The sequence below is a fragment of the Providencia sp. PROV267 genome (assembly GCF_028477825.1).
Taxonomy (GTDB): Bacteria; Pseudomonadota; Gammaproteobacteria; order Enterobacterales; family Enterobacteriaceae; genus Providencia; species Providencia stuartii.
The window spans coordinates 22,974-46,921 of record NZ_JAMPLX010000007.1; the positions used below are offsets into that span (position 1 = coordinate 22,974).

At 40.0% G+C, this 23,948-nt stretch carries 20 protein-coding genes and 3 tRNA genes; 11 read left to right on the top strand and 12 right to left on the bottom strand.

Annotated features, from left to right (window positions below):
• The first annotated feature begins 1,120 nt into the window (after positions 1–1,120).
• On the top strand, positions 1,121–1,435 hold the full coding sequence (locus PR709_RS04825; protein WP_004918520.1) for a DUF5339 domain-containing protein: 315 nt from the start codon (positions 1,121–1,123) through the stop codon (positions 1,433–1,435).
• Between the two features lie 297 nt (positions 1,436–1,732).
• Positions 1,733–2,527: a hypothetical protein gene (locus tag PR709_RS04830; protein ID WP_239686473.1), complete on the top strand. Its 795-nt coding sequence runs from the start codon at positions 1,733–1,735 to the stop codon at positions 2,525–2,527.
• 59 nt (positions 2,528–2,586) lie between these two features.
• Here the strand turns inward: PR709_RS04830 and mgtA are convergent, their stop codons facing one another.
• From mgtA to cspE, 4 genes are all read right to left on the bottom strand, one after another.
• Entirely contained in the window at positions 2,587–5,298 is a 2,712-nt protein-coding gene (mgtA, locus tag PR709_RS04835) for a magnesium-translocating P-type ATPase (RefSeq protein ID WP_272570770.1), read from the bottom strand.
• 153 nt (positions 5,299–5,451) lie between these two features.
• The gene (locus PR709_RS04840) at positions 5,452–6,150 is read right to left on the bottom strand and encodes an MgtC family protein (protein WP_004918513.1); all 699 of its coding nucleotides are present in this window, start codon (positions 6,148–6,150) and stop codon (positions 5,452–5,454) included.
• Between the two features lie 520 nt (positions 6,151–6,670).
• Complete coding sequence (gene dsrB / locus PR709_RS04845; RefSeq protein WP_004918512.1) at positions 6,671–6,862, bottom strand: protein DsrB; 192 nt, start codon at positions 6,860–6,862, stop codon at positions 6,671–6,673.
• A gap of 108 nt (positions 6,863–6,970) precedes the next feature.
• Positions 6,971–7,183: a transcription antiterminator/RNA stability regulator CspE gene (gene cspE / locus PR709_RS04850; RefSeq protein ID WP_008911725.1), complete on the bottom strand. Its 213-nt coding sequence runs from the start codon at positions 7,181–7,183 to the stop codon at positions 6,971–6,973.
• Between the two features lie 471 nt (positions 7,184–7,654).
• Between cspE and PR709_RS04855 the strand changes: the two genes are divergently transcribed.
• Positions 7,655–8,173 carry a YlaC family protein gene (locus tag PR709_RS04855; protein ID WP_004918510.1) on the top strand — a complete coding sequence of 173 codons (519 nt, stop codon included), beginning with the start codon at positions 7,655–7,657 and terminating at the stop codon, positions 8,171–8,173.
• Between the two features lie 122 nt (positions 8,174–8,295).
• Positions 8,296–8,371: transfer RNA gene (locus tag PR709_RS04860), tRNA-Asn, on the top strand.
• 37 nt (positions 8,372–8,408) lie between these two features.
• Here the strand turns inward: PR709_RS04860 and PR709_RS04865 are convergent.
• Positions 8,409–9,596: an anaerobic sulfatase maturase gene (locus PR709_RS04865; RefSeq protein ID WP_272570773.1), complete on the bottom strand. Its 1,188-nt coding sequence runs from the start codon at positions 9,594–9,596 to the stop codon at positions 8,409–8,411.
• A 12-nt stretch (positions 9,597–9,608) separates the two neighbouring features.
• Complete coding sequence (locus PR709_RS04870; RefSeq protein ID WP_004918507.1) at positions 9,609–11,324, bottom strand: arylsulfatase; 1,716 nt, start codon at positions 11,322–11,324, stop codon at positions 9,609–9,611.
• Positions 11,325–11,542: 218 nt separating this feature from the next.
• Here PR709_RS04870 and PR709_RS04875 point away from each other — a divergent pair.
• A tRNA-Asn gene (locus PR709_RS04875) sits at positions 11,543–11,618 on the top strand.
• A 125-nt stretch (positions 11,619–11,743) separates the two neighbouring features.
• Here the strand turns inward: PR709_RS04875 and PR709_RS04880 are convergent.
• Positions 11,744–12,028 carry a hypothetical protein gene (locus PR709_RS04880; protein WP_004918506.1) on the bottom strand — a complete coding sequence of 95 codons (285 nt, stop codon included), beginning with the start codon at positions 12,026–12,028 and terminating at the stop codon, positions 11,744–11,746.
• Entirely contained in the window at positions 12,028–12,666 is a 639-nt protein-coding gene (locus PR709_RS04885) for a hypothetical protein (protein ID WP_230084754.1), read from the bottom strand. The genes PR709_RS04880 and PR709_RS04885 overlap by 1 nt, the downstream gene beginning before the upstream one ends.
• Positions 12,667–13,292: 626 nt before the next feature.
• On the opposite strand from PR709_RS04885, the gene PR709_RS04890 reads away from it, so the two are divergent.
• The 4 genes from PR709_RS04890 (at position 13,293) to PR709_RS04905 (ending at position 15,923) form a co-directional block, all read left to right on the top strand.
• Positions 13,293–13,368: transfer RNA gene (locus PR709_RS04890), tRNA-Asn, on the top strand.
• Positions 13,369–13,573: 205 nt separating this feature from the next.
• Complete coding sequence (gene pyrC / locus PR709_RS04895) at positions 13,574–14,623, top strand: dihydroorotase (protein WP_004918504.1); 1,050 nt, start codon at positions 13,574–13,576, stop codon at positions 14,621–14,623.
• 210 nt (positions 14,624–14,833) lie between these two features.
• Positions 14,834–15,088 (top strand): biofilm formation regulator BssS, encoded by a 255-nt coding sequence (gene bssS / locus PR709_RS04900; RefSeq protein WP_004918503.1) that lies wholly within the window; start codon positions 14,834–14,836, stop codon positions 15,086–15,088.
• A 241-nt stretch (positions 15,089–15,329) separates the two neighbouring features.
• Positions 15,330–15,923, top strand: a complete 594-nt coding sequence (locus tag PR709_RS04905; RefSeq protein ID WP_014658016.1) for a LuxR C-terminal-related transcriptional regulator — start codon at positions 15,330–15,332, stop codon at positions 15,921–15,923.
• 34 nt (positions 15,924–15,957) lie between these two features.
• Here the strand turns inward: PR709_RS04905 and trhO are convergent, their stop codons facing one another.
• Entirely contained in the window at positions 15,958–17,004 is a 1,047-nt protein-coding gene (gene trhO, locus PR709_RS04910) for an oxygen-dependent tRNA uridine(34) hydroxylase TrhO (RefSeq protein WP_014658015.1), read from the bottom strand.
• A gap of 259 nt (positions 17,005–17,263) precedes the next feature.
• On the opposite strand from trhO, the gene PR709_RS04915 reads away from it, so the two are divergent.
• Positions 17,264–17,896 (top strand): DUF1007 family protein, encoded by a 633-nt coding sequence (locus PR709_RS04915; protein ID WP_040132990.1) that lies wholly within the window; start codon positions 17,264–17,266, stop codon positions 17,894–17,896.
• Positions 17,887–18,912: a nickel/cobalt transporter gene (locus PR709_RS04920; RefSeq protein WP_196715977.1), complete on the top strand. Its 1,026-nt coding sequence runs from the start codon at positions 17,887–17,889 to the stop codon at positions 18,910–18,912. Before PR709_RS04915 ends, PR709_RS04920 begins: the two co-directional genes overlap by 10 nt.
• Positions 18,913–19,050: 138 nt before the next feature.
• Here PR709_RS04920 and ttrA read toward each other — a convergent pair whose 3' ends face one another.
• Genes ttrA through ttrB form a run of 3 tightly spaced genes read right to left on the bottom strand, consistent with a single transcriptional unit; the run spans position 19,051 to position 23,895 of the window.
• Positions 19,051–22,137, bottom strand: a complete 3,087-nt coding sequence (ttrA, locus tag PR709_RS04925; RefSeq protein WP_014658011.1) for a tetrathionate reductase subunit TtrA — start codon at positions 22,135–22,137, stop codon at positions 19,051–19,053.
• Positions 22,130–23,158, bottom strand: a complete 1,029-nt coding sequence (ttrC, locus tag PR709_RS04930; protein WP_272570775.1) for a tetrathionate reductase subunit TtrC — start codon at positions 23,156–23,158, stop codon at positions 22,130–22,132. Before ttrC ends, ttrA begins: the two co-directional genes overlap by 8 nt.
• Positions 23,158–23,895 carry a tetrathionate reductase subunit TtrB gene (ttrB, locus tag PR709_RS04935; RefSeq protein WP_088499399.1) on the bottom strand — a complete coding sequence of 246 codons (738 nt, stop codon included), beginning with the start codon at positions 23,893–23,895 and terminating at the stop codon, positions 23,158–23,160. The genes ttrC and ttrB overlap by 1 nt, the downstream gene beginning before the upstream one ends.
• Between the last annotated feature and the right edge of the window lie 53 nt (positions 23,896–23,948).

A 23,948-nucleotide genomic window follows, 5' to 3' on the forward strand; every position in this document is an offset into this window, starting at 1 on the left:
TATGCCCATAGCATTATTATTATCCGCTATGTTGCATAGTGATACAGATATACCTATATCAAGCTATTTACTTTCACTTAAGGTAAGCATTCATACTAAAAAAACACCGTATGCACTACTTCCCTCTGTGAAATGCATTCTATCGCGTCTATCGCTCTTTGGCGAATTTCTGCGAAGACTAGAGTTTGGTACGAATTTGATTTAGCGTCAACCTATTAAACCAGTCTTTTATTGTCTTTGCATAAAATCAAAGCACGATGAAATTTTATAAGACGCTCACCATACCAACCACTAGGACAGAAACTTTACTGATATTCACCAGTGCATTCAATGGAAATTTAATTTAAAAATCAGTTCTATAGATAAATTGACGCTAAAATAGCAAAAGTGTGACGCAAATCACTTAGCATAACTAAAATTTAACTATTTATGCCGTAGTTGTTTATTTTTTAAATAGTCCATAAGCTACTATAAACACTAAGATGTAAATTATTTTTTACATTTATATGACAATTACACATATGAATTTATTTTCTGATTATATGCAAAATAGTTATAGTTTATAGCAAAAAAGTCTATTAGGTTTATAGAACTTACTTAATGTTCTTCCAGAAAACCAGTAACTTAATGATATACAGCAAGTATATTCCTCTACGTACTTACTCATAGAAAAGGATAGTGAGTTCATCGAACGATGAAAAAAGCATCATAGAAAATGTCACGCCATCCACATTTTCTGTGGGTAAAACCCCCTTCAATCTGTGGATAACTTTCTTGGTAAGTGATGAAATGGCACTTTGCATTATCTGAATGAAAAACAAGCGACTCGCGGCAACTGTTCTAACGGCTCTCAATATCCAACAAGTGGATCAGGTACACATATCGTACTTTCAATAACACATTTTCATTGTTCTTATTCCAAGCCTTATTTAATGAATAACTCGTATTATTTAGACTAAAAAACCAAATAGTAAATTTATAACGATAAAAATATTTATTTTTGATTAACTTATAAACGATTTGTCGAGTTATTTTTTAGGATTTGTCACGTTTGATATTGCAGCAATCTCTTATATACTCGATTTTGCTACTTCAATAACAAATAATTTTAAGGTTGATTATGAAAAAGTTAATTTTAGCTTGCGGTATGGGTTTAATGGCATTGACTATCACTGCTTGCTCTGAAGAAGAGAAAAAAGCAGAAGTAGTTGCAGGTGCAACTGAGACTTGTAACGCATATTTTGCTGAAGTGGATGGTTTAATCGCTAAAGCTTCTGAAGATCCACAAGCAAAAACTCAACTGGACTCAATGAAAGGCCAGCTGGAAGAAGGTAAAAAGCAAATTGCAGCATTACCTAAAGATCAGCAAGATAAAGCTTGCCAACAAGGTATTGATGCACTGAAACAAATGAAATCTGTATTAGGTCTGCAATAATCAGATATCTTTGAAAATATGGAGCCATTAATCCTTGGCTCCATCACTCATAGCGAATCTCTTCATATCTTCCAATCGATGACATCCACGAAACGTATTATTGTTTTTTGAAAGTAATTTCATCTCTATTTACCTACTATAAATTATACGGAAAAAACAGTCATTGCGTGGCTATTAGACGCTATTTTAGATAATACGAAATAACCTATTAAGATTCATTTTAATCGTAATCTAAATAACCACGTAATGATTAGATTTAAGGTCCTTTTAAATAGAGATTATTCAAAAGGGGAAAATATGAAATTTTATCTAACATCCACACCCACTAAAGCCTACGAAAGTGATACCTTTTTAAGAAAAATTAACAGTAAAGATAAGTTTATTGTCACTGTAGAGTCCGATAATAATGAATTAAAAGTTACCCCTCAAATAGCACCTAAAATAAACTATATTAAAAACACCCCTTTTGAATTAAAGAAAACATTAGAATTTGATATTAATCATATTCATGATAGCGTGAATCATTCCATCTCAGCATCTTTCCAAGATACCCTATCGAGTTTGACACGTGGGAAGCTTCCGTTTTTTAATCAAAAAGAAAAATCGAAGATCTATGAAAAGATTGTTGATGAATTTATCTTGCAAGAACAAAAAACCTATGTTTGCTCAATTATTAACAAAGAAATAGATAAAATAAACAGTCAAATTTTAACAAAAAACCAAGTTAACGATAAAAAAGAAAATATTATTACTAAAGCGGATAAAGCCAAAATATTTTCACAGATAGAGCAGTCTCATGGCATATACCTTGGTGTCGACTTTGATACGCTAGCTCAACCCTCAATTAAGGGGGCCGTTATCTCTGTCAAAGAGCTAGAAAGCAAGCTACACATTCTCGCAAAAGAGTTCTCGGACGGAAATAGCCTAGTGAGAGGCCAAATTAAAGAACTATGTTTAAACACAATTAGTGATTATATTTTCTCACACTATTACCCGAATATCTCATTAAGCAAGATCAGAGAAGATACGGCAACCCTCATCAATAATATTGTTATCGAGAAGTCCAAGCAACAACCATTAATTTTTGTTTGATAAATAAAAAGCAGTAAAGTAATCTTATATCACTTTACTGCTTTATTATGCCCCTTATATTACAACCAATTACCAAACCGTTTAATATAAAACTGTTTCATTAACTGAGCGACAATACAATAACTGACTAGAGTTAACACCAGCCAAGGGAAATATTCAATTGGTAATGGCTGTAATCCAATCATTTCACCAAATGGCGAGAATGGAATATATAAACCTAGTACCATAATAAACCCGGTGGTTAATAATACAGGTAATGCTGCTGTACTTTGGATAAATGGGATCTTTTGAGTCCGTAACATATGAACGACTAATGTTTGTGATAATAATCCCTCGACAAACCAGCCTGATTGGAATAATGCTTCATGAGCAACCGTATTGGCCTGAAATACATACCACATCAGTGCAAATGTAGTGATATCAAATATGGATGATGTTGGCCCAATCCAAACCATAAAACGGCCAATGTTTTTTGCATCCCATTTACGGGGACGTTTTAAAAACTCTTTATCCATTTTGTCCCAAGGTAAAGCCAACTGGGAAATATCATACAATAAATTTTGCACTAACAGGTGGATGGCTAGCATCGGCAAAAAAGGAATAAATGCACTTGCAATCAATACCGAGAAGACATTTCCAAAATTGGAACTCGCGGTCATATTCAAATATTTAATGATATTGCCGAACGTTTCCCTTCCTTTAATTACGCCCTGCTCAAGAACCATTAAATCCTTTTCTAGCAGAATAATATCAGCGGATTCTTTCGCAATATCGCTACCTGTATCAACAGAAATTCCGACATCCGCATCACGAAGTGCGGGCGCATCGTTAATGCCATCACCTAAAAAACCTACTGTATGGCCATTCGCCTGTAGTAATTTTAAAATTTTGGATTTTTGTAAAGGTGTTAATTTACAGAATACCGATACCTGCTCTACTTTTTGTTTTAACGCCTCATCGGTCATTGCCTCGACTTCAAGGCCAGTCATAATTTCGCTAATACTTATCCCAACGTCACGGCAAATTTTTTCCGTAATGATGGCATTGTCACCTGTTAATACTTTTACGGTTACCCCATTGTCTCGCAATGCGGCAATTGCTGAAATTGCACTTTCTTTTGCAGGGTCGAGGAATGTCAAAAGACCACGTAATTCAAGCTGCTGCTCAGCTTGGGCTGAAAGAGGTAAACAAGCCTCATCTTCATTTAAGTGACGAGTTGCAAGTAATAAAACGCGAAAACCTTGACGATTATAGTCACTCACTAACTCACTGATTTGCTTCCTAGCTTGTGAATCTAATAAGAGCGATTGACCATTTTGCTGATAGCTTGTGCATACCGCTAGCATCTCTTCCGCCGCACCTTTGCATATCAACAGAGCCTCACCTTCCGCTGTTTTTACCGTGACAGAAAGTTTACGACGAATAAAATCAAACGGTAACTCATCGATTTTTTGATAAGCACGTAACTGTTCAATCTCCTGTTTCCCTCTTCCTCGGCGAATAATTGCCTGATCCATCATATTTTTCGTGCCGCTTTGATTAAAACTATTTAACCACGCGAGCTGAAGGATTTGGTTATCTTTCTGCCCTGCACTATCTAAATAATGCTCTAATATGATCTTATCTTGCGTTAACGTGCCTGTTTTATCTGTACAAAGGACATCCATTGCCCCAAAATTTTGAATCGCATTAAGCCTTTTAACAATCACCTTGTGTTTAGACATGGCGATCGCCCCTTTGGCTAAATTAGAGCTAACAATCATAGGCAGCATTTCAGGTGTGAGGCCGACTGCAACAGCAAGAGAGAATAGTGTCGCTTCAAACCAATCGCCTTTTGTAAAACCGTTAATCAACAAAACAATCGGAACCATCACCAACATAAAGCGAATAAGTAACCAACTCACACTACTGACTCCACGATCAAATGCAGTTTGTGCACGGGTTCCTACGATTGATTTTGCCAATGAGCCAAGGTAAGTTTTTGCCCCTGTGGCAACCACAATACCTCTTGCTGCCCCACTGGTAACATTGGTTCCCATTAAACAAATATTGGAAATCTCCAATAATTCATTTTCCGTTGGCGAAACCGTTTCAAGACTTTTAGCACTAACATCCCCCAAAGTGTCATATTTCTCTACAGGAATTGATTCCCCTGTTAATATGGCCTGACTGATAAAGAGGTCGCGAGACTCAACGAGTTTGAGATCTGCTGGAACCATATCCCCTGCCGATAACAGTACAATATCTCCCGGCACTAAACACTTTATTGGAATTTCTTTACGGACTGAGCGCCCTGTTTGGTTATCACGACGAAATACGGTTGCTGTCGTACGAACAAGTGACTTTAACGCCTCCGCGGCCTTATTAGTTCGATACTCCTGCCAAAATCGCAATAATCCGCTTAGCAAAACCATCGTGACAATAATAATCACGCCCGTTAAATCAGTCTCTTCACCGTGTCGTTCTGGGATCAGGTAATCGGTGAAAAAACTCACTACAGCCAACGTCATTAAAACAAAAATAAAGGGATTCTTAAATGAAGAGAGTAGCTGTTTCCATGCTGGAGGGGCCTTTTCATGAGCGACTTCATTTTCCCCCACAGAGACTAATCGGTCGAGTGCTTCATTCTCGGATAAACCAAGTAAATGAGTTTGATACGCATTCAGCACTTGCTCTACTGTTTTGTTTGCTTGTTCGCCAACAATAAATTTTTGGTGTCCAGTCACTTTGGCATTTTTGCCAGTTCTGTGTTGATGCCTGATTTCAGTCATAACGTTTATCTCTACTAGGCACTTTGCGTGCGGCTTAAAACGCTATCTAACTGAAAATAAATTATTTATTCATAGTTAGATAGCTCCTGTATTGGCTCCATGACGGAGGGTGATCGTCCATTGCGGCTCCTTTTGTTAATGATGATCTGGCATTCAGGCTGGCAGCTCTGATGCGACTTTCCAATTGATTGCGCTAACACTCTGTTCAAGACTGATCCGACACACTAGCGCTTCAATTTCTTTCTGTTCCGCTGGCGTCGCTAAAAACTCCGCGAGCACCTCTAACTGTTCAGGTTTCAATGTATCGGCACTGCTTAATGACTGTAGACGAATATTTAACCCATTGATGGCCTGTAAAATTAAAGTTCTCACTAAGATTTCGTCTTCTTGATGGCACATCACGCGGATCTTATAGCGCTGCGCTATATCAATCGCCTGCTGCTGTGGCTGTTTGTTAATACGTTGTGCTGCCTCTCGCAGTAAGATATTGGCGCACAAGATAAGCATGGTTGCCATGGTCGCTAAAGAATATTGGCCAAGTCCACATAACACACCAATCCCCGCTGAGCACCAAAGGGTTGCCGCCGTATTCAAACCACGGATATTCATTCCTTCACGCATAATGACACCAGCGCCAAGAAAACCGATCCCTGACACGACTTGTGCCGCAATTCGTCCGGGGCTATCAGGTGAAGTTGTCACTGAGCTTAAAATAAATACAGCCGCCCCAGTTGCAACTAAGGCATTAGTGCGTAGCCCTGCCATACGTTGACGCCATTGACGCTCAGCGCCGATTAATGCTCCTAGGCACATTGCAGAAACTAAATTGAAAATATCAGGAGTAAATAACATGATTGTTCCTCCAAAAATAATTTGGATATATCAGTCATATTTCAAGCCACAGTGTTTTTAACAATATTTATTCACCGCAGAGGCATCATTAGCTATACCTCTGGCAATGTATTCTCTTGCTGCTTCACTGCATCTCAAATTATTTTGGGTAGATGAAAATATGGAAAATAAATTCCATATAGCCTTAAAGTGAATAATAAAATAATTATTCAGACGTTATAGGCATATACCCGGAGGAAATAATGAATAGAAATAGAGCTTCATGATTTTTACTCACAAAATAACAATAAGCTATTGATAGCTCATCACTTTATATTAAGGAGTATCGCGTGCATTTACGCTCGATACTGCCCGCCATGGTGGCAAGCAGTTAAATAGAAAGGTAATTAATTACTTGCCAATAAATTTAGTGTTTGTGTTACAACTCTGACTGTCCAAGTAATTATCTCCTAAGAAAATTTGCAAGAAGTATAGATTGCGTCATTTATGAAGTAAAGCTTTAAAAAAATATTTAACAAATTTAACTTTCAATAGGGCTGACAAATACGCCTTCACCACCCTCTTTTTCGTTAAAAAACCAAATACCGCCCGGGTACTCTGGCAAGGAAACTAAATACATTGTACCTTCATTAAAAGGCTCAATTAACAATATCTTCCCTTCACGACGACTCTGTCCGTCTGTTTTAACATAAACACGATCATGAATTTTCATTGATGGCGGTCTCCAGTAAAAAAAATCCTCTGAAGCCTAGTTTAGCGGGTATGAAAAAGCCCGTCATTAAAAATGACGGGCTTTAGAAAATCAGTTAAGCAATTAAGCTTAGATTGCAGTTACGTTAGCAGCTGCTGGGCCTTTCGCACCATTTTCAATGGTGAATTCAACTTGCTGGCCTTCTGCCAGAGTTTTGAAACCAGCGCCCTGAATGGCAGAGAAGTGAACGAAAACGTCTTTGCTACCATCAGCAGGAGTGATGAAACCGAAGCCTTTAGACTCGTTGAACCACTTAACTTGACCTTTCATTTTGTCGGACATTTGACTTTTCCTATATAACATCAAAAAAACTTGCCTTTTCGGCATATATGGGCCAGAGTCAACTATTTAATCAGGAAAAAACCAAGATGAAGCGTCACGGTCAAAGGCTATCTGGGATAACTTTCTTCTTTAGAACACAAACTCAGTAATCGTACATCAAATAGGACTGCTAAACAGGCCGAGACTCATTAACTCATGAGTTAAGGATAATAGCAACTATTTTATATAGATTACCCCTAAAAAAATGCTGTTTTTTAAGTTACGTCACTTTTCACGCGGTTAACCGAACAAATTTTTTCGCATTTTGTTGATAGATTAAAAGATTTATTGAACAAATATCCCATTTGTCAGTGAGATTATTCTTATACAGTGACAATTACACTCAAAATTTTTTACAACTGATATATAACAATTCAACTTACGCATGATACTCTTCAAGGTATAGATGCCTTTACAGAGAGCTATCACATTATGGATATCATCAAAAAAATACTTATTGAAGATTTAGACACCATCAATAAAAAAGAAAAACGCGATGGCAAACCTTACTTCAACAGTCAATTCATCGCAAATCATCCTTACCTGTGTATCGGTATGGTCGCGGCCTATATTCCATTAGCAATTTTGGTTTTATATGCCCCTTATTTTGGTCTGTATTGGATGCTAGGTTTTACCGCACTATTTGTTATATTAGCTGCTGTCTTATTATTTGATATTAAACCTGTTTACCGTTTTGAAGATATTGGCGTGCTCGACCTGCGTGTTTGTTATAATGGCGAGTGGTTTGTTACCGAGCAAGTTTCTGATGCATCAATTCAAAAGATACTTGATTCAAATGAAGTCAATCATGCAATTAAGCAAGAAATAACCCGTTTGCTAGAACTTAAAGGGATGCTTTCATTTTATGATATTTATCATATTGCCTATCCTGAGATCCCATCACAGGCAAAGGCCCCTTTAATGACTCAGAATAAAGCGCAATATCAATAAGCTAGTATGAAAATCAACCATAATGCACAGTCAGTAATCAAACAGATTATTTTTGTGTTTTTATCGTTGACAGTCTGAGGCGATACCGTTAATATTCGCCTCGTTCTCAGGAACACAACAATTCCTCCATAGTTCAGTCGGTAGAACGGCGGACTGTTAATCCGTATGTCGCTGGTTCAAGTCCAGCTGGAGGAGCCAAATTTTGAAAGCCCGCTTTATAGCGGGCTTTTGCTATTTAAGCAACCGCATTTTTTAAGAATGCATTACGCCAATGCTGAACCCCCTGCGCATTTCGCTGATATTGCCTTATCGGCGCTAGCACCAAACTAAAAAAGGCAAAGTAGCCTTCGCACAATTGGTTACGTCCAAATTGATTCAAATGAGCCGGGCAACCGCCTTGGCAAACCATTTTAACCGAGCATTGTTGGCACTCTTTGCGTCGACTCTTATTTTGCCCAAAAGGCAACGAGATAGATGCCTCAACAAAATCACTAAATCCTTGCTGCCCATTAAATTGACCAAGATAGTGACTTTGATTTGCTTGATGATCGCAAGCGTAAATCTCGCCTTGAGTTCCCATCATCATATTCGTGCCACAGCGTTCTGAATGAACACAAGTACTGCTCACCTGAGTAAAGTATTGGCTATATACCTGTTCAATGTTCATCACAAAAACACGCCCGATATGCCCTGACGCTTGCCACTGTTGATACACTGAGCTTAAAAATAGCCCCCAATTATTCGCACTGAGTGTGAATCCTTGATGGATAGCATCCCCCTCCAGCATAAGGGGTTGAAATTGAATATAGCGAATACCAAGTTGTACAAAATGAAGGTAAATCTCTTTGCCTAAATGAGCGACACCATCGTGTACCACCGTCAATATATTGAATTCAATGTCAAACTGTTGCAGTAGTGCGATCCCTTTTATTACGGAGGCATAGCTGCCACTATTTCCCCTTCTATCATGACGGTATTGATCATGGATAGATTCGGGGCCATCAAGGCTCACGCCAATAACAAAATCATGTTGTTTCAAAAAACGGCACCAAGAAGGCGTTAATAACGTCGCATTCGTTTGCAACGTGTTAATAATACGCACTCCGTGAGGCGCATATTTTTGCTGTAACGCAATCGCGCGCTTATAAAAATCTAACCCCGCTAATAACGGCTCTCCACCTTGCCAGACAAAATTGATCTCTTTGGTGTAAGCCGGCTGGGCAGCTATATAATTTTTAATAAATGGCTCCAACATGGCTTTGAGCATTGGCGCCGCTTTCTGCTCATTATGCTGGGGGTAATAACAATAATCACACTTTAAATTACATCCCGAACCAACAGGCTTTAATAAAATATGAAAAGGAATTGCTGATTTTAATGATTTCCCCTGCAATCTGGGAGGGTCATAAAAAGAAATTTTCATATTAACCTCCCATCATTTCACCTTTGCAGGCTCAATACGCTTATTTGTCTTCGGATCTATGCCGATATAGTTCCCTGTAGACTCATCGACACCGATGTAATCGATAGCCTCTCCTTTCGCTTCAATAATCATGCCGGTCTTGGCAAATTGTTCATATTTCTTTTGCAGCTTTTGCACAATTTCAGGGTGTTTTGCCGCTAAATCACGGGTTTCAAGTGGATCTTCTTTTAAATTGAAAAGTTGCCAAGGAGCCATTTCTGCTTTTGGAGAGGCTTTCACTAAACGCCTTAATTTCCAATCGCCTTCGACTAACGCCGCTTGATTATGTAATTCGACACCAAATAGCTGCCGTGGATTAACAGTCGATTTGCCAAGGAAATGGGATTTAAAGCTCGTACCTAACATCGGTAATGGATGGATATTTTTGATCTGCTTATTAGCATCAATACCAGCAAATTCATATAGCGTTGGGGCAATATCGTAAACCGCCATCGGTGTTTTATCTATACTCCCCGCCTTACCAATACCCGGCCCAGTGATAATTAAATCGGTATTGATCCCCCCTTGAGCACTGGTCGTTTTATGGTAATTGGCATAAGGTGCATTACTGACATTCGCCCATTGAGGCCCCACAGAGACAAACGAATTCTTACGCCCAAGATTTTCATAGCTATTATCAAACTGTTTCCAATATTCAGGGTCTGACTCATAATAAAAACCGGATGCAGGGTTTGCACCATTATCTGTCGCAAAAATAATAATCGTATTTTTATCTCTCCCCGTCTCTTTTAGCGTATTAATAACGCCACCAATTTGATCGTCCATATAGGCAATCATTGCAGCATATACTTGCATCGTTTTAGCTGCATAGCGCTTTTCTTCAGGGGTTAATTGTTCCCATTCCTTATCCAAATTTAATTTCGGCATCGGTGTTTTATCGTTAATAATCCCTAATTCTTTCAAGCGATTTATTCTTTGCCGATAAATTTTGCCAAATCCTTCGTCATATTTTCCGTCAAATTTACGGATCCAGTCATCAGGCGCTTGGATAGGATCATGAGGTGCGGTGAAAGCGAGGTAAGCAAATATTGGTTGATCACTCGGAGTCTGTTTAATCCACTGTTCCAATTGCTGCGCATAGTTTTTACTTGAATAAAAATCGCTCGGCAACGAAACTTTCTCGCCATTTAACGTATAATACGTATGGAAACTTTCAACCGTTCCAAGCGGTTTAGCATCATCAAAATGACTGGTTCCTCCTCCCATAAAAGCAAATGCTTGATTAAAACCTCGGTCTGTTGGCCTCGCACCTTTGGTATAACCTAAATGCCATTTGCCTGACATCAACGTGTTATAACCCGCATCTTGGAAGCGTTCAGCCATGGTTACCACTCTATCCGTTAAGCGTAATTCATAACCTGGCTTGCCGACCGTATTTTCATACCACCACATTCCTCCCATTCCCGCTTGTTGGTTTGTGGCTCCAGTCATTAACATTGAGCGTGCAGGAGCAGACATCGGCGAAGTGTAATACTGGCTCATCCTGACACCTTGCTCAGCCATTTTTTGCAAATTTGGTGTTGGGATTTCCCCTCCAAAAGGGCTAATGTCCGAATACCCCATATCGTCGGCAATGATGATCAGAACATTAGGCCTATCATCGACTTCCCCCAATGCCACACCCGACATCACCGAACTTAATGCAATTGCTAGCAGTGTTTTTTTCATCACATCACCATATTGTTAATTTATTGTATCATTAACGTTAAATATAGTTTTGCTTTATGACTATCGTTCTTAGGTATGATATCTACAGGTAATGTTTTTCGCCGACATAACCACCGCATTGCTCACTTAGCAATCACTTGGCATTTTTTTTCATATTTATACTTTACAAGCATGAACAGGATGGGTAATATGCGCCTCGTTCTCAGGAACACAGCAATTCCTCCATAGTTCAGTCGGTAGAACGGCGGACTGTTAATCCGTATGTCGCTGGTTCAAGTCCAGCTGGAGGAGCCAAATTTTGAAAGCCCGCTTTTTAGCGGGCTTTTTCGTTATGCAGACTTGTTCTAACATTATTTGAATAAATCGCGTTCGTTAGCTAATAACTCTTTATTTCCCTTCTCTATGGTTTGCCTAAAACGTTATGAGAGATCTAAGAAATCAATAATGGTCAAGTGCTTTTTATTCATTTCTAACACTCGATTTTGTAAATATTGCTGAGTGATTTCATAACGGTCATTGTTAGCATATTTCACATAAACCATTCTTAGTAAAAAATAGAGCACAAAAAGTGCCAAGTTGAGCCCTAAGAATAACAACAGAATATGTAGATTAGCTATAAGCTCAGGAGCAAGGGAAAAAGAAAAAGGCATTAGTGAGAATGTCATAGTGAAACCAAAGAGAATGGCGAATTTTAATGAAAACATTACGCTATATCTTTTGAAGAAAAAAAATATATTGAAGTAAATAGGTAAGCTGATTGACTCGTATTATTAATGAGACCAATCACCGCTTTTTTCTCATCATGGATAATCTCAACATCATCCCCTTTTGCAACAATAAATGGCGCTTGGCTCCTCATAAAGATACTATTTTCCTTTCTTCGTTCATGAGTACCACAATAGTAAATATTGCCCTTACTGTGAATATAATGGTAATTATTGGATGCATCAATTTCTACCCTTTTATCAGCAACATAGTTACTTATATGTACATTCTTATTAATAGTTTCCTTTTCCTCAACTTCAAAATGACTAACATGCAAACCTAATTTTTTTATACGATTAATATTTATATCAGGATTACTTTCTATATAATAATGTTCAGTGAAACTCAATTTATTAATTATCTTTCTTAACAGAAAAAACATATAGAAATAGGCTTTTTTATTGAATATTCCAGTTTCACTTTGTCCCTTTTCTTTTTGTAAATTTAGAATCGCCGAATTAAAAGGAGAACATAACATTATCCACAATCCTTTTACCCCATAAATCAAACCTATGTAAACAATTGCCATCAGAATAAATGCTATTCCTGATAGGAATATATCTGCTTTTATAATCATTATCAGGATCGCCATGATAATTAGCACAAAAAAATTAAAGAGAAATGCAAAATCTCCCTCTCCTCGCTCGTAATCAGTCGTCAATTCACATCCATTTTCAGCGATTAACCAATATAACCAATAATCACCACTATCGAGTTGACTAACACAAACCTTTAATTTTTCATTTTTTTGATACTGTCTAATTTGGGAAGTATTTGGGGAAATTGAGAGCTATAACAATATAAAACCTTATTTGATGCTATGATCCTTATAATGTCATCACCACAAATTTGTTGAATATCATATCGGTCAAACTGTACCTCAATGACCGTAGTATCCTTTGGCACATGCTCCTCCTTGTTCTATTCCATTTTTAGTTTTATCGTACGTTAAGATAACGTGCCTACTATTATTAAATCAGTTATCCATACTAAAATATGCAAACCAAGCCACAAAAATAGCAATGACCATTCATCGCAAATACCACAATTATAGCGATCAGTTTATTTTTAGCACCTGTCAGATCCCTTATTCGATGAAAGTTACAGCAATTCGATCACATAACAAGCAATCGAACTTTTATTGCTGTTTCTTCTTTGACTTTTAGAATCAGTAACGCTAATATTCCTCTCGCTTTAAGGAGTTCCTCCATAGTTCAGTCGGTAGAACGGCGGACTGTTAATCCGTATGTCGCTGGTTCGAGTCCAGCTGGAGGAGCCAATCTCTTCTTATTTAATTCATCTTAATTCATCTTAATTCACCCAACCTTATCTTAAATTTATATTTGTTCTGTCCTATCATAAAACCATTCTTTTTCAAGATAATTGTGAATTAACATAGCTATTTTATCGTTTTCGTTTTATCATTCTGCTCCGGCTTGAGCATTTCGCTCATTACTCTATTTACCCTTTACGGAGCCGGTTTCATGACAACTGCAACAACTTTAACGATCCGCCGCCCAGATGATTGGCATGTTCATTTTCGCGATGGTGATATGCTAAAAACTGTTGTGCCTTATACCAGTCAATTCTTCGGTCGCGCCATTGTCATGCCAAATCTCGTTCCCCCTGTCACGACAATAGAGATGGCTAAAGCATATCGTGAACGTATTATTCAAGCAGTTCCTGAAGGTGATCGCTTTACGCCATTAATGACGTGTTATTTAACTGACACCACGAATGCTGATGAACTAATACGCGGCTTTCATGAAGGGGTATTTACTGCTTGTAAACTGTACCCTGCCAATGCAACAACCAATTCAAGCCACGGAGTCTCTGATATAAAAAATATCTACTCTGTACTTGAGGCAATGGAGCAAGCAGGAATGCCATTATTGATCCATGGAGAAGTCACATCCAGTCAGATTGATATCTTTGATCGCGAAGCTCGTTTTATTGAGCAAGTCATGGAACCTCTTAGAAAAACATTCCCTAAATTAAAGGTGGTTTTTGAGCACATCACCACTAAAGAAGCTGCCCAATATGTACTAGGGGGCGATGACTATCTAGCAGCTACATTAACACCACAACATTTAATGTTTAATCGCAATCACATGTTAGTTGGCGGTGTGCGCCCACATTTGTACTGCCTGCCTATTCTAAAACGCAATGTTCACCAAGAAGCATTGCGTGCAGCCGTTGCTTCAGGCAGTGATCGTTTCTTCTTAGGAACGGATACAGCACCTCATGTTCAACATCGTAAAGAGTCCTCCTGTGGCTGCGCTGGGGTTTTTAATGCTCCAACAGCACTTGCAGCTTATGCAACAGTTTTTGAAGAACTCGGCGCACTTGCTCATTTTGAAGCCTTCTGCTCATTAAATGGTCCTAAGTTCTATAATTTACCTGTTAATGATGGCTTTATTCAGTTAACTAAAGAAGAAAATATAACCACCTCATCCATTGAGTGCGGCCATGATGCACTGATCCCTTTCCTTGCAGGTGAGGATGCTCGCTGGTCTGTACGCGTTGTTGACTAGTCATATCGACGGGAAGCTCATCACTTCCCGTTAGTCCTTTTCCCTTTTTTGTCACTTTTTTGCATAATCTGTCATTTGGATGCAAAAAAAAGCGTATTTTTCTTTTCAATTGGCAAAATCCCCTTATACTGATTGATACTCGTTATGAGTTTTTCGCTCTTAGTCAGTTATCGATATATATTTATCACGCAGTATGATTAGGAGGTGTTTATGAATAGAAAAAATGAAGTGATTCAGACTCACCCTGTTGTTGGCTGGGACATCAGTACTGTTGATGCCTATGATGCAATGATGTTGCGTTTGCATTATCTCCCAGAAAAAAGTGAAAACAGTGAGAACGCCATTGTTGATAAAACAATGTGGTTAACAACCGATGTAGCCAGACAACTTATTGATATTCTACAAGCCGGTATTGATAAAATAGAGTCCGGTGATTATGTAGAGCCTGACTTTAAAACGCACTAGTGAAAATAATGGATATTTGGTTATTACCAAATATCCATTAACACCATCAATAATTCATATCTTTTTAGTATATTAAATTTTTATACTTCTAATAATTAATATTCATAATATAAAAATAATAATAGTTATTTTTATATTAATTGCAAAAACAAACTAAATTAATTATTTTTTATCACTAGTTTATTGACTTTAATATCCATTCCAATTTATTGTAATCCTCTTTCTAACAAGGATGTTCCTTATGAGAATACTCATTATTGATGAATGTTATTATACTCGAATTGGTATTACTGAATACTTATCTTCAAATAAAAAACTTGAGTTTATTAGTGTAGGATGTATTGATGAAGCTATTCATTGTATTAACAATAGTAAACCCAATATCATACTCGTGAATTTAACTTATTATTGTCACCATTCCAATTACTGTTTAACTTTAAAAAAGCTATTAAGCACATCAAATGAGATTAGATTCTATATCTACATTAATGCCCCTTATCCAATATCTGATAAGCCACTATTACTTAAAGATAATTATTTTATTATGTCTAAGAAAATCATTATCCCTACGTTAGATAAAGTGATCAATGATGCGGAACAAATAGAAAAAACAATAAGGCTAACTAATAATTCAAACTCATCAATATTTACACTAAAAGAACAATGCATTATTAATAGTTGGATGAATGAAACACCGAATCATATTATTTCAAAAAAACTGGGGATCAGTAATAGCACCGTTTATTCACAAAAAAGACATATTGTCACCAAAGTCTATGTTAAAAACCGTATTGAGCTATTTTTTATTTATAATATTTTTAAATATCTCTATTAAAAAAAGCCCTTAATCGGGCTTTTTTTATGAGTGACTAATTATCGTTATTTAATAGGCCATCACTTAAGCGATGACGTGATTTATTAAATATTTTATTGCTGACTTCACGCCCTGCTCGACGTGCACGTTGCACTTCTTCTGGCAGTTTCATCTCCTCAGTACAGGCAACACTACAGCAGCCTTCATATTTTTCTGCGCATGAAGGGCACTGAATAAATAATAAATGGCAGCCATCATTACGGCAGTTCGTATGCGTGTCACAGGGTTCACCACATTGATGGCAGTGAGCCAATACTTCATCAGTAATGCGCTCCCCCATGCGGTTATCAAACACAAAGTTTTTCCCTTTAAAACGTAACGGTAAACCTTGCTCTTTGGCTTTACGCGCATATTCAATAATACCGCCTTCAACGTGGTATACGTTCTTAAAGCCATTATGCAGCATGTAAGCACTCGCTTTTTCGCAGCGGATCCCACCTGTACAATACATGACTATATTTTTATCTTTTTGTTCCTGTAGCATATCTACAGCCATTGGCAGCTGATCTCTGAAAGTATCAGAAGGCACTTCAATCGCGTTTTCAAAATGACCAACCTCGTATTCATAGTGGTTACGCATATCTACAAATACGGTATTCGGGTCATCAATCATCTCATTCACTTCATGTGCTTTAAGATATTGCCCTGTCTTTGAGGCATCAAATGAATCGTCAGTAATCCCATCCGCAACCACACGATCACGGACTTTCATGCGTAAGACCCAGAAAGATTTACCATCATCATCAATAGCGATGTTAAGACGTAAATTATTCAGTTCAGGGCTAGTGCTATAAATCAGTTCGCGCAACGCTTCGACATTTGATGAAGGCACGCTGATTTGAGCGTTGATACCTTCTTTAGCGATATACACACGACCAAACACATTAAGTGCTTTGAACTTCACATACCACTCGTTGCGAAATTCTACTGGGTCGTGGATGTTGAAATATTTATAAAACGAAATCGTGGTACGTGGCTCAGTCTCCGCCAACATACGCTCTTTAAGAATTTTATTTGAAATTTGATTATGTAACACTGGCATGGTGTTCTTTAAACCCTTATAACTCATTGATATTAATTTAATAAAATGTACCAGTGTCCACATAGTGTCCACACTAGCCATTATGACTATTATCGCTGTTATTTTGTGAATAAAAAACCCTGAATGTTAAAAGGTTTTATATTGAATATTACAATGCCCTCTCGATAGTAAGTTGCACCATAAATTTATTTCACATTGAAATTAAGTTATGTTATAACATTTTTCGCCTATTTGACTTACTCGTTGAAATGTACCGCTTATGAAATTCAATGTGTTATTCCTCAGTTTGTGTTTAGTCTTTTCTTTCAAGAGTTTTGCTCACCCCCATAGCTTTATCGATATGCAGGTCATACCCGAAATCAAGCAACAGCAAGTTATCGGCCTGACATTCACGTGGAAGATGGATCCAATGACCTCTGCGGATATTGCTTATGAGTTAAAAAATAGCCAAGAAGATGACATTCAATGGAAAACGCAAGCGGCAACATTAATGGCAAATATTCTTGCCCAAGACTATTTCACCGACTTTTATTCACAAGGTAAAAAAATAGCTTTTCAAGCGATACCAAGCCACTACCGCTTACAACGTGAAGGGCTACAGCTTATTTTTTCATTTACTGCGCGATTAAAACAACCCGTGCCGATAAAAGGATTGGATATCGAGTTTATGACTTATGACCCGACATTTTTTGTCAGCATGACCTATCCCAATCAACAGGCGGTTATTCTATCTAACACGCTAGACTCCCAATGTAAAATGACGCTCAACGAGCCTAATGTCACTGATGAGTTACGCTTTTATGCCTACTCGCTCGATATCAATCAAACACCTGAAGATGACACCACATTAGGGCTGCAATTTGCTCAAAAGGTGAAGATTGCATGCCAGTAATTCAACATAATAAGCCCAAGCACCTAAACTTAATCATCATTGGTGTAGTTTTCATCGCTCTCTGCGCCGCCGGCGCTTATCTCTACCAAAATTGGTCAGTTTGGTTACAAACCAGTGTTGCTTGGCAGCGCCAGCTCAATCTTTTACTCTCGGAACTACTGCAATCGACTCAGCGCGACCCATTACAAGCAGGTAGCTTGCTAGTCGCTGTCAGCTTTTTATATGGGCTCCTTCATGCACTAGGCCCAGGTCATGGTAAGCTGATCATTAGCACCTATATCGCCACCCACCCAACACGTTTAAAACAAAGTGTTATCCTTAGTCTACTCGCTTCTTTATTACAAGGTGCCGTGGCGATTGTGTTAGTTTCAGCTGTATTAGTGGTTTTCCAGCTCTCTACTCGCCACTTGAATATGGTTAGCTTATACAGCGAAAAACTCAGTTATGGTTTCGTTGTTTTGCTGGGTGCCTTATGTTGCTACAAAGCATTTCATCAATGGCGAAAAGCCAGAAATAAACGGACAGCATCAGTCTTACATATCCAGCGCCTTTTGCCGTTAAATTCAACCTCAATATCCGCTATCAAGACACCGCCTAAAATGGCTCCTCTTTGCCAGTGTGGTCACCAACATGTTGTCTCAAGTCAGCAGTTACAAGCCTCTTTACGCACCCAAGCCATTTTGGTGCTATCTATGGGGCTGCGACCTTGCTCCGGTGCATTATTGGTATTGCTTTTTTCTTATGTGATTGGGGTGTATACGTGGGGGATCTTCGCTGCACTAGCCATGGCAATGGGAACCGCATTCACCATCAGCCTTATTGCTTTGTTTGTCTATTTTATGCGTCATCACGCAATGCGGCTGACCAAAACTCAGGGGATCTCTTTTTCGCCTTACTGGCGCGCGCTCCTTTATTTGTGTACAGGGTTAATTTTTATTCTGTTAGGTGTCTTGATGTATCAAAGTGTGATACTCACTGAAACAGCGTCACCTTTGCTATCGCCACGAATACGCTGATCAAAAGACGAAAAAAAGGAGGGCTCCCCCTCCTAGGCATCTGCCGAAGTTACGATGAGGTAGCCACATCGTAAAGCGCAATGTCAACTGTCTAAACTTATGGTGACCAGCGCAAAGTGCGCTGGTCTGTTATTACTTTTAACCGATTAATTCAATTCGAGCCGGTAAGCCTTGTCTCACTGAGGCACCGGATACCCAATCTAACCAAGTATTCGCCACTTCACGCGTCGGGTCGGCAAAACCTAAATCATTTAGGTTAATGCCTGAACCATTCGCAGCGTTCATTGGCATTGGCTCACCATCAAGGTAATGCTGTTTAGCCCCCATTTCTTTATGACCATAACCATGTTCGATGGCTAAAACCCCTGGCATAACACCGTCTAACACACTGATTTGTGCTTCAACATGACCGCCTGGCGTAGTTATCTTGACCCAATCTCCATGCTTAACCCCCATTTTTTGGGCATCATCAGGGTGAATAGCCACAAGATTGGTAGGTTTCACATGGCGTAAACGTTCAATCATTGTCGTTGAGCTACTCATGACATGGGATTTAAATGACATAAGCTTTAACGGCCATTCTGTTGGTGGGAAAACCTTATTCACATCTTCCCCATTCGCTAAACGAGGCGGATAGTAAGTTGGACAACCACTATAGCGCTCCCCCGTAATCGCATGACGGTTCACCGCCACCGTTGGGTTCCAAATCTGCAACCCTTTCTTCCACTGAGGCCCTGTTGCATCACCATCCCACGCTTTTTCATAAGGCGCAAAACGACCACCGCGAGTATAGATATAGGCAACACGACGGATCTCTTCCGGTTTGAGTGTTTTTTCCATTGCAGGCAAAATCCGTTCCACACCACTGATTTGGATGTCTTCATTTGCTGCTTCTGGCACTGGTTTTTCACCTAACCATGCCATATTTGCAGCGACACGTAGGTAATAATCTTCAGCACAATTAAGTGGATATTTATTTCCATCCATATCTTCAATCACGTTGTCACCAAACCCAGGAAGGTCGAGCGCTTTCGCCACTGCGATACAAAATGCTTCCATTGAAATAGGCTGACCGTCGGCCGTTTTCGCGGTACGTGCTCCAACAATTGGCCAGCGAGCAGTACTGGCTTTCACTTGAACCCCCGACCAAGCCCCACTAAAGCCCCAACTTTCAAAGTTATGGGTATCCGGCACAATATAATCCGCCAGCGCTGTTGTCTCATTCATAAAGGCGTCAATACCAATGATAAGTGGAAGATGTTTTGGGTCTTTCAGCTTTTCTTCCATCACCTGACGAATGCCTGCAATACCGTAAACAGGGTTAGTCATGTTGGTGATCCATGCCTTAAGTGGATACGGATAACCCATCAACGCTGACGCTAATTGTTCAGTTAACTGACCTTTGGCAAACGGATACCATGGTGCTTTTGCAGGATAAGGATTTTCACCAGCAGCAACGCGAGCCTTGAATTCATCTGATTTTTCATAGGATTCGTTACTACGGGATAACACAACACCTTTTGGTTTCACTTTGCCAGCGTAGCTCGTTATCTTGTAACGAGGACCATCGCTTTCACCGTTGAATTTACCACCACCTACTGATACCCCACCTTTCAAATTCAGGTTACCAATAAGCGCATTCAGCATAATGACCGACCACGCGGTATAGAATCCATTACCCCCCATCATACCGCCATGCGAGATCACCGCAGCTTTACGATCATAAGAGGTTAATGCACGCCCCAGTGACTCAATGGTTTTAACTGGAACTTGGCAGCGTTCGCTATACTCTTCCAACGTCATGCGCTCAGCTGCTTCTTTCAAACATTGGAAACTAGATTTAACCGTGACTTCGCTACCATCGTGCAATGTCACCTGACGCGTGACAAACAGCTCTGCCTGCGTCACATCATCTGCGGGTTTTAGCTCACCTGACGCATCCTGAACCAAATATGCTTTTTTGCTGTCATCATCTTCCGCCATCTGACCATTAAGATGTGAAGCGATCAATAATTGCCCTGCTAATGGATGCTCGTCATCAGTGATCACTAAATGAGTAGAGTTGGTCCAGCTCTTTTCGCCAACTGCTTTCATCGATTTTTCGCTTGGTACGCGCAAATATGCGGCATTGTAACGCTCATTTTCGATGATCCAACGGATCATTCCCATGACTAATGCCGCATCCGTTCCCGGCTGCACAGGAACCCAATGCCCATGATCATTCGCCAAAGTCGTTGTAAGTGGCAATGCAGGGGCAACCACAACATAGTTAAAATTGTCACGTAAACGTGCAGATGCCAGTTGGCGACCTTGGCGTTTAAATGGGTTACCCGACTGTGCTGGCGATGTTCCAATAAATAGCGCAAAACGAACATTATCCCAATCCGGTTTGACGTGCGCATTTTTATCCAGATCATCCATTAGTGCCCCAGAGCCAGCACGGTATGCCAGACCACAATAGGAGCCATGGGCACCAAAGTTTTTACTACCAAAAGCATTTTGGGCAAAGCGGCGTATAAAACCATCACGACCATCATCCCCCGCGTTAGTCACCAGCAGTTGGTTGGCTTTGGGGCCTAATTTAGGTTGTGATGGATCGAGAGGCGTTTCAAGGTCACGGATCGCCCGTAAGCCATCAACATGCCCTTCACCAAACAAATCGCCCCCTTCAACCACTTCTTTGATTAATTGTTCAAAACTGATACGTTCCCATTTACCTTCACCACGTTTACCAACACGTTTCATCGGCTCTAGGATACGCAATGGGCTAGTTAACCCTTCCATTAAGGTTGCACCGCGAGCACACGCCGTGGAGCGATGTTCTAACCCACTTTCGCCGCCCATTTTATTAAACGCCGTTTTCAGTGGCATACCATACGGGAAATGTTTTTCGTGAGACAGAGGGTGATATGGATTCCCCGCAATACGTAGCACTTCGTTTTTTGCCGTATCGACACGAGCACGGATCCCACATTGAGTCCAGCATCCAAAACATTGGGTCATCGCAATAACTTGGCTAGGATCCTCTTTCCAACCACCGTTAGCTTGCCCCTCTGGGCGCAATGAGTTGCCATGAATACGATCTAATGTGACTTTACCGGAAGTGCCATTGGCGAGGCCATCAACTGCACGCTTAGCCACATCACGGTAACCTGCACCAAATAGTGCTAAACCACCGACAACTAAACCACCTTTGAGCCACTGACGTCTTGAGAATTTAGCCATGTTGCACTCTCCTAGCAAACCAACGAACACCTTCACGAATAATAATAATCAGAGCGATCCACAAACCAAACGTACCAAGTAGAGCTAACAGTCCGTCCGTTCCCATCGGGAAGTGATATGGATTAACTAACACGTTATATTTTGGCACCGCTTGAACTTCCATTAGGAAAACCCAGCGCAAGCTCCACGTTAGCCCCATCGCCACTAATGCCGCTACTGTGATATAAACCATTGAGCGTGTAGCCTTTAATGTCATGATTGACATTGCCAATGCCACAACCCACAGTGCGCATATCCCCATGAGCATCCACCAGCCAGGGCTTGCGACCTCTAGTTGATGACGAACAGCAATACCTGAAACAGTGTCACCCGATAACCACAATGCAAAGCAGACAGCTAACAGAAGCAAGCTAATTGCCTGAAGACGTGCTAAGCGCTGCTGGTATTGAGGTTCACGACGAGCCCCCAAGCTAATTAACGCAGGAACCGCTTGCATTGCACTAAAGAACAGCAGTACAGAGATCCACCAGCTAAACCAAATAGGTCGTGCGATCAGCACCGAGGCTTCACGACCGGTATATAACAATAAACCTACCGCAGACAGCGCTGACAGTAAGGCCACCCAACGTGTTGCTTTAAATTCTTTTTTCCAAATTAATTTCACCAACAACGCAACAAAGTAGAGGCCGCTAAAAGTGGTAAACAATGGCAGTAAAACTGAGCCCCACCACATCCATGACCAAATAGTTGGATGAGCATAGAAGTGCCAAACACGCGCCGTTTGGTGTAAGTCGGCGGTCAGCGCTAATGGAGCCGTGATCCCCATCGTTATCGTGATAAAGACGGCAATCATCTCTAATCGGCTATTTTCACTCTTACCTTGCCAGTGCAAGTAACAAGCATAAAGTGTCGCGCAAGCCGCGATACCGATAAAAAAGAAGTATTGAACGGCCCAAGGCAACCAGAAAAACTCTTGTGGCTGTGCCATAATTTCCGAAATATAGGTCACTTGTTCGCTCATCAGAATACCTCCTGCCATAATGCGGGTTGCCCTTTACCGGCTAGCGGTTCAACAAAAGCATCATCCAAGCCTAAATAAAACACTTGAGGTAATGTGCCACTTTCCGGTTTCAGCACTTTAATTTCGGCTTTATGTTCTTCGAGCATTTTCCGGATCGTACTGTTTGGATCTCTTAAATCACCAATAATTCGCGCGCCACCAACACAGGACTCAACGCAGGCTGGTAGTAAGCCGACTTCAAGACGATGCGCACAAAATGTACATTTATCTGCGGTTTGGGTCGTATGGTTGATAAAACGCGCATCATATGGGCAAGCTTGTACACAATAAGCACAGCCAACACAGCGCTCATTATCAATAACCACAATTCCGTCTTCCCGTTGAAACGTGGCTTGTACTGGGCAAACGGGCACACAAGGCGGGTTATCACAGTGGTTACACAAACGTGGTAATAGGACGTTTGCCACGCCATCCTGCCCTTTTAAAGAAACTTGATATTGGTTAACCGTCGTACGAAACTGACCTTGCGGTGTCTGATTTTCAACAGAACAACTAACGGTACAGGATTGACAGCCGATACAACGGCGTAAGTCAATCAGCATGCCATAACGTTTTTCAGGGTTACCTTCGCGGCGAGTTGGGGAGAAATTGAGTCCAGCTTCGGCAATCGGTATTAACGATGCCCCCGCGGTGACTGCCCCTAATTGTTGTAGAAATTTTCGTTTACTCAGATCCATAATTGGCTCCAGTAGGACATTGCTAATGCAAAAACAGATGGTAAATATTAGTA